Origin of the sequence: Pseudoflavonifractor phocaeensis (genome assembly GCF_016901735.1) — a bacterium.
Taxonomy (GTDB): Bacteria; Bacillota; Clostridia; order Oscillospirales; family Oscillospiraceae; genus Pseudoflavonifractor_A.
The window spans coordinates 1-6,393 of record NZ_JACLZC010000101.1 but is presented as its reverse complement, the minus strand read 5'-3'; the positions used below and the strand labels follow the sequence as shown (position 1 = coordinate 6,393).

General features: G+C 53.0%; 7 protein-coding genes and 2 pseudogenes. 4 read left to right on the top strand and 5 right to left on the bottom strand.

The features are described from left to right. The 3 genes and pseudogenes from H7U37_RS14145 to H7U37_RS14135 all read left to right on the top strand — a co-directional run. A pseudogene (locus H7U37_RS14145) lies at positions 1-88 on the top strand (IS5/IS1182 family transposase); the annotation flags it as partial. A 105-nt stretch (positions 89-193) separates the two neighbouring features. Beyond that, positions 194-442, top strand: coding sequence for a helix-turn-helix transcriptional regulator (locus H7U37_RS14140; protein WP_204876694.1), 249 nt, complete (start codon positions 194-196; stop codon positions 440-442). Then, positions 439-1,161, top strand: a complete 723-nt coding sequence (locus tag H7U37_RS14135; RefSeq protein WP_204876692.1) for an alpha/beta fold hydrolase — start codon at positions 439-441, stop codon at positions 1,159-1,161. The genes H7U37_RS14140 and H7U37_RS14135 overlap by 4 nt, the downstream gene beginning before the upstream one ends. Before the next feature lie 84 nt (positions 1,162-1,245). Here the strand turns inward: H7U37_RS14135 and H7U37_RS14130 are convergent. Beyond that, positions 1,246-1,353, bottom strand: a pseudogene (locus tag H7U37_RS14130) (GNAT family N-acetyltransferase); the annotation flags it as partial. Positions 1,354-1,471: 118 nt separating this feature from the next. Between H7U37_RS14130 and H7U37_RS14125 the strand changes: the two are divergent. After that, positions 1,472-1,981 carry a helix-turn-helix domain-containing protein gene (locus tag H7U37_RS14125; RefSeq protein WP_204876687.1) on the top strand — a complete coding sequence of 170 codons (510 nt, stop codon included), beginning with the start codon at positions 1,472-1,474 and terminating at the stop codon, positions 1,979-1,981. A 148-nt stretch (positions 1,982-2,129) separates the two neighbouring features. Here the strand turns inward: H7U37_RS14125 and H7U37_RS14120 are convergent, their stop codons facing one another. From H7U37_RS14120 to H7U37_RS14105, 4 genes are all read right to left on the bottom strand, one after another. Next, on the bottom strand, positions 2,130-2,888 hold the full coding sequence (locus tag H7U37_RS14120) for a MerR family transcriptional regulator (protein ID WP_204876685.1): 759 nt from the start codon (positions 2,886-2,888) through the stop codon (positions 2,130-2,132). A 173-nt stretch (positions 2,889-3,061) separates the two neighbouring features. Next, positions 3,062-3,721 (bottom strand): vWA domain-containing protein, encoded by a 660-nt coding sequence (locus H7U37_RS14115; RefSeq protein WP_204876684.1) that lies wholly within the window; start codon positions 3,719-3,721, stop codon positions 3,062-3,064. A gap of 223 nt (positions 3,722-3,944) precedes the next feature. Further along, positions 3,945-4,313 (bottom strand): DUF2200 domain-containing protein, encoded by a 369-nt coding sequence (locus H7U37_RS14110; protein WP_204876681.1) that lies wholly within the window; start codon positions 4,311-4,313, stop codon positions 3,945-3,947. A gap of 350 nt (positions 4,314-4,663) precedes the next feature. Further along, positions 4,664-6,235 (bottom strand): hypothetical protein, encoded by a 1,572-nt coding sequence (locus H7U37_RS14105; RefSeq protein ID WP_204876680.1) that lies wholly within the window; start codon positions 6,233-6,235, stop codon positions 4,664-4,666. Positions 6,236-6,393 lie beyond the last annotated feature (158 nt).

Here is a 6,393-nt window from a genome sequence, read left to right as displayed (position 1 = left end):
TGCCACGCGATATGCTAAAAATACAGCATCTTTTCTCGCCGCAGTGCAAATTCGTTGCATTGCTATTTGGTGCGCCGTTTTAGCCTGAACTTGTGTACACACTATTTAAGAGTATGTCGCAGAATTGGGCAACAACCAGTTACTTTGATTTTCCCTTCCGCTATGGTACAATCCAGACAAGGTGGTGAGCAACATGGATACCAAAGGAATTCTTCTGGAACTGCGCACCAAGTGCGGACTCTCCCAGGAACAGCTGGCACAGCAGGTGTATGTGACCCGGCAGGCGGTTTTCCGCTGGGAGACCGGTGAAACAGCGCCCAACACAGGAACTTTGACGTTGCTTTCTAAACTGTTTGATGTCTCCATGATCACCCCATTGGACTTGCCCCGGCAGTTAATCTGCCAGTGCTGCGGCATGCCACTGGAGGTGACAACAGCGTGAAAACGAAGCAACTACCTCACCGCAAAAAATGGCTGCTGGCAGGCGGGATTTTACTGCTGGTCCTGGCTATTCTGGTGGGAGTGTTTTTCTGGTATGTGTCTGACTACTATCAGGCGGAGGATACGGCCCTGGAGGTGCTGACGCATGACAGCACCATCACGGTACAAGACAATCTGACCATCCTCTCCCCCACCTGTCCCACCGACACCGCCATTATCTTCTACCCCGGCGCCAAGGTGGAGGCGGAGGCTTACCTGCCGCTGCTGGATCAGATCCGGCAACTGGGCGTCACCTGCATTCTGGTCCATATGCCCTTCCACATGGCGCTCTTTGACGCCAACGCGGCGGAAGAGGCGATGGCGCAGTTCCCCGAGTATTCGCACTGGTACATGGCCGGACACTCCATGGGCGGGGCTATGGCCTCCCATTTTGCCGCAGATCATCCCGACCAGGTAGACGGCCTCATCCTGCTGGGAGCTTACATCTACGGCGACTATCCGGCGGAAGATACCCTGACCATCTACGGCTCCCTCAACCAGAGTGTGGAGGACAACATCGACTACACGGAGAACATCGTGGAGATCGAGGGCGGCAATCACGCCCAGTTCGGCAACTACGGCCCTCAGAAGGGGGACCTGCCCGCAACCATCTCCACTGAAGAACAACAGCAGCAGACCGTGGAGGCCATTGAAGCCTTCCTTGCACAAAGGGATACATAACGGAAAGCGGAGCGCTTATGGGCGCTTCCCTTTTCACAGTTCTCTTTGCAGATATACCATATCCACCAACTGCACCCCGCACTCCTAGATGGGGTGGTCGTAGTGGTCGGTGAAAAAGTTCTTGACCAGATGGTGCCTGCGAAAGCCGCAGGCTTCATTAAGCGGGATGGTGGTGGGGCTGTCTCCAGTGCCACCTGCAGCTTCGAAACAGCGCATTTTAAAAGAACTGCTGAAATGAGCCATGTTACTCTGCGTTGCTTGCGGCAACGGGCCGCTTTCCCTACAATGAGAGCGAAAGGAGTGAGTCCCTATGCTCAATGAAAACATCAAAGCCATCCGAAAATCCAGGGGTCTTTCCCAGCAGGAGTTGGCGGTCAAGATCAATGTGGTGCGGCAGACCGTCTCCAAATGGGAGCAAGGTTTATCTGTCCCGGACTCCGATCTGCTCATCGCCCTGTCGGAAGCCCTGGAGACACCTGTCAGCACCCTGCTGGGAGAGACGGTGACGGAGTCGAAGGCAGATGAGGTCAAAGCCCTCTCGGAAAAGCTGGAGGTCATCAATTTGCAGTTTGCAAGGCGGAAGGCTCTGCGGCGTGCAACTGTCCACTGGCTGCTCATCGTGGTGTGCGTGGGCATTCTGGCCGTTACCGCAGTTCTGGCCATGGTGAATAGTCCCTACCTGGGCTGGGATTACAGCGCCCCGGAGACTGCCGTCATGGGGGTGGCCATCCACGCCTTTGAATGGGCCTTTGTCCGTCTGGCCCCTCTCGCCCTGATCGCGGCACTGGTCGGCGTTTTCCTGACGCGGAAAAAAGCATAAAATTTTTTCAGAAGCGTATTTCGACCGATACGGCAGAGTGACAACACCATATTGTTTCAGGACTTCATCCGTCTGCCGGCCATCAAACGGAAACCGAACAGGAAGTAGCGGCAGGCCCTTGGCTTTTTGCCGTGGGCCTGCTTCATCCTTACTTTGCCCAGTGGATGACGGCGTCCCGCAGGAAGCGGGCGCAGCCTGGTATCTGTTTGTCGTAGTAGGCGGTAAACCGCTCGTCCATCACATAGAGCTCCGCGTTCCCCCGGTGCCTGGCCGGGTCATATCGGCTCCCGGTGAGGGTGAGCCACCGGCGGTGGAGGGCGGTGATCTCCTTTCCCTCCTCGCTCTCCGGGGAGAGCCCCGCCCGGACAGCAGCCTCCAGCCGCTCCTGGATCTCACGGCCCAGGTCCGTCCACTCCTGGTACTGCGCCTGGGTGAGATTCATCACCGCGGCGTTGGCCTCGTCCACTTCTTGATCGCCGTATTTGGCGCGGATCTCTGCTCCGTAAATTTTCTCGTTGTGTTCCACAGCCCGCTGCTTGAAGGCCTCAAATTTCTGCTCGTCGCTCATAATCTCATTCCTTTCTTCCGCTCCAATGGTGTCTTTCACCGACCGGATGAGCTGTTCCAGCCGCTCCCGCTCCGCCTCCAACGCAGCCAGGTGGTTTCGCAGGGCAGCCAGACGGTCAAAGGAGGGATCGTCCAGACATTCCTTGATCCGGAACAACTCCACCCCCAGGGCCCGGTAATAGAGAATGTCCTGCAGCCGGTCCACCTCCGCCCCGCCGTAGTAGCGGTAGCCGCTCTTCGCTACCCTGCTGGGCTTCAGCAGTCCGATCTGGTCGTACCAGCGCAGGGTGCGGGTGGTCACCCCGGACAGGCGCGACAGTTCCTGAATGGAATACTCCATAGTCATCCCTCCTGAGAACAGGATAACAGTTGACGCAGCGTCAAAGTCAAGAGGTAAGTTTTCCCTATGATAGCATAGCGTCTTATCGTGAGCAACCGATTTCCATGTTCCAAAGCCGACGCAAATAAGGGACGGAGGTGTGACCTCCGCCCCTCGTTTGTTTTGACCAGAGACTATTTCTGTCCCTTCTTCTGCCGCTTGCGGAAGTCCGCCTCGATGGCGTCCTTCCAGTGCTCGTCCAGAGGCGCGCTGCACCGGACGGCCGTCACAGCCTGTCCAACCACCTCGTAGTTGAGGCGGGTGCCCCGGCTGTCGCAGTGGTAGTTCACCGCCCGATCAGGGGAAATGCCCAGATGGCCCGCTGTCTCCACCGCGTCGATGTTGGCGCCCAGGAAGAGAAACTCCCAACCATACTGTTCCTTCTGGCGCTGGATCATCTCCTTCACCCGCTGGGCAGAATAGTGGCGGCTTGCGTTCTCCATGCCGTCGGTGGTGATGACGAAAAGGGTGTGCTCCGGCACATCCTCAGGCCGGGCATACTTGTGGATGTTCCCGATGTGGTGGATGGCCCCGCCGACGGCGTCCAGCAGGGCGGTGCAGCCCCGGACATAGTACTCCTTTTCCGTGATGGGCCGGACCTCTCCCACTTTTACCCGGTCGTGGAGTACCTCTGTTCGGCCATCGAAGAGAACAGTGGAAACAAAGGCCTCGCCAGGCTCCTTCTTCTGCTTTTCGATCATGGCATTGAAGCCGCCGATGGTGTCCCCCTCCAAGCCCTGCATGGAGCCGCTGCGGTCCAGGATGAACACCAGTTCCGTTAAATTCTGCTTCATAAAAAATCCCCCTATTCTGTGTTGTTTGGTTTACAAGCACAGTATAGGGGAAATTTGATTCGGATGGGTCGCCTGGCGGGCGACAAATTCCACCGCTCCGTCAGGCATCAAATAGGGTGATCCGTGTGCCGTTCTCCGCCACCTCCGCCATGTTGAAAACGGCTTTGTGCTCCGTCACCTCATGCCAGATGTTTCGGCACGAAGGAGGGCATAAATCTCCTGCTTATTCATTGTCAGGCCCCTGCTTTCTCAAAATCCGTTCCATCGCTTTGCCCTTGGCCAGCTCGTCCACCAGTTTGTCCAGGTACCGGATGTCCCGCATGAGGGAATCCTCCATCTCTTCCACCCGGACACCGCAGATTTTGCCCGTAATCAGTGTCCGGTTTGGGTTCATGGCGGGGGCGTTCCGGAAAAAGTCTCCGTAGCTCACATCGGACCGCTCCAACCTGGCAAGTTCCCCCGGCGTATAACCGGTGAGCCAGGCAGTGACCTGATCCACTTCCTCCTGGGTGCGGCCTTTCCGCTCCGCCTTGGCCACCAGCAGAGGATAGAGTTTGGCAAAGGCCATTTCCGTTATATCCATACGGGGCATGACGTTATCCTCCCAGCAGGCTCTCGTTGGCGGCATTGGCGATGGCATCCACCCTGCATGGTGGTAATATCATTTCGCACGATCTGTAAGGGCATAACAGCACCTCCTTGTCTTCTGGTGCCATCATACCATAAGTAACTCTGCCTGGCAATCCGGCAAAGCAAGAGGAACCGTTTCCTTAACTCCCATCATCTTTTGAATCATCCCACAGTGTTTGGCTACGGTATATCAGAGATTTTTTATCTTTCTTTTGGTATGTCAAATCTTCATACGCCCCTGCAGTATAAAGCGGCGGGATTGGCTGACCGGCCAGTCCCGTATTCTTTGTATCGCGATATGGATTTTAGCATCTAATGTCGTTCCTGCTGCGCGCTCCACTCGCGCAAATACTTAAAGGGGAAAGGAATGACAGTCCATCCATTTGCGCGTATGAAATCAACCTCAAGCAGAGGAAGGTATGGTTGGAACTGCAATGTTTGACCGGTTGAGCAAACCTTTCGGATTTTACAGGCATGAGGGAACGACCAATTTATGGATTTTCCAAAATATCCTGAGTAGTAGTGCTGGGCGCCTTCCTCACAAAAATGGCGAATTCCTAACACCCCGCCGAAAAGAGCTTCTTTATTTTGGGCGCTTTTGAGGGCATTTCCAATTAAAACGCCGGTTTCCTCAAAAATATATCGGTTGATTTGCTTACCCAGGTTACTCCTCAAATTGAGAATATGCCGCAATTCTTTTCTGCTAACTTGCACGCCATGCTGGTTGATTTCATCCAGGATCATTTGGCACCGCGCGCGCTCGTTGCCGGACAGGCCATCAGCGTATTTCTGTATTGTTTCCACAAGCGGCTTGGCCGGGACTTGTTCATCATCTCGCGTCGCGCTAAGAACCTGTTCGAGGTCTTGCATATTGGGAAGCGTATAACGGTCGGTGTCGTAAATGATATGGATGTTATCTTCCTCTTCATAGACAAGACCTTTAATCGTAGCATCGAATGTTCCATAGGGTGTTTCAAACGCCGCGGAAATTTTGTCGCGTTCTGTCCTGTCCTCACAGAAAGATTGCTGCCATGATTCGAAATATAATTCTCCGCCCGGCTGTACGCGGAGCATATCGTAACAGATTGGTTTATTTTTGTCCTTATAATCAGACGTTGCCACGACAAATGTAACAGGCTTACTGAAACCCAGTTTGGGCCAATCATAGCAGGTCATTTTCCGTCGGCTTACGTCAATCTTAATGGCAAGTTCCTGGATGACTTTTAGCAGTTTGGGGTCTTCTTTTTCTTTCGTTCCGCGCGTATTCATGCCTGTTAGCTGAAACTCTTCGACGGTTACGTGCTGTACAACACAATGCTTGGGCGCTTTTAAATATTCATCATCTTCCGGATGATCTTCATAAAAAAGAGGGGAATGTATAATCCGAAGCAGTGCATCGCCCTTTTGGGGCGTTCCCTCCATTAAGGTGACTTGGCTGTATTTTTCCAGTTCATAGCGCAGCATAGAGATCAATGTGCGTGATTGCTCGTTTTGTACGGTATCCTCCAAGTATAGGGGTACCTCTCGCAAACGTTCCCTGATTCCTGCCATATTATCCACCGAGTCACATACTCCCAGATGGGTACTTTCATCAAGAGAAACCATTGTCAAAGATAAATACGGAGACAGAGATGTTTGCACCTCTCGCAAAAATTGATGTAAAATTCCAACTTTGCAATTTCGATAATCCGTCAACGAGCCAAATTCCAAAAACGGAACAACATTCTTCCGCCTTTGATTAAACGCCCCAATTACAAAATGATCTGTACTTTTACCAGGATCATCTCGCAATGCACGCCGTAATATGTAGCATTCAGGATCAAATAAATACTGAGGTTGATTTTTACTATCTTGTTTGATTCGGGCATTGCGAAAGGTTTTCACATCCAGCTTAATACAGCAGTCTTTTGTAAATGAAATTTGGAGTGTCCAAAAATGAACTGCACCCCATTTGTTAGACAGTATGGTATACTGAATAACAAGTGGGGTGCTTTATTATGCCAAAAGGGATACCAAACAAACGATACACACCAGAATTTAAA

What these genes read in the sequence shown, in the direction of transcription:
- H7U37_RS14140 (WP_204876694.1), top strand. Translation starts at nt 194, where the DNA reads ATGGATACCAAAGGAATTCTTCTGGAACTGCGCACCAAGTGCGGACTC.
- H7U37_RS14125 (WP_204876687.1), top strand. Translation starts at nt 1,472, where the DNA reads ATGCTCAATGAAAACATCAAAGCCATCCGAAAATCCAGGGGTCTTTCC.
- H7U37_RS14120 (WP_204876685.1), bottom strand. Translation starts at nt 2,888, where the DNA reads ATGGAGTATTCCATTCAGGAACTGTCGCGCCTGTCCGGGGTGACCACC.
- H7U37_RS14115 (WP_204876684.1), bottom strand. Translation starts at nt 3,721, where the DNA reads ATGAAGCAGAATTTAACGGAACTGGTGTTCATCCTGGACCGCAGCGGC.
- H7U37_RS14110 (WP_204876681.1), bottom strand. Translation starts at nt 4,313, where the DNA reads ATGCCCCGTATGGATATAACGGAAATGGCCTTTGCCAAACTCTATCCT.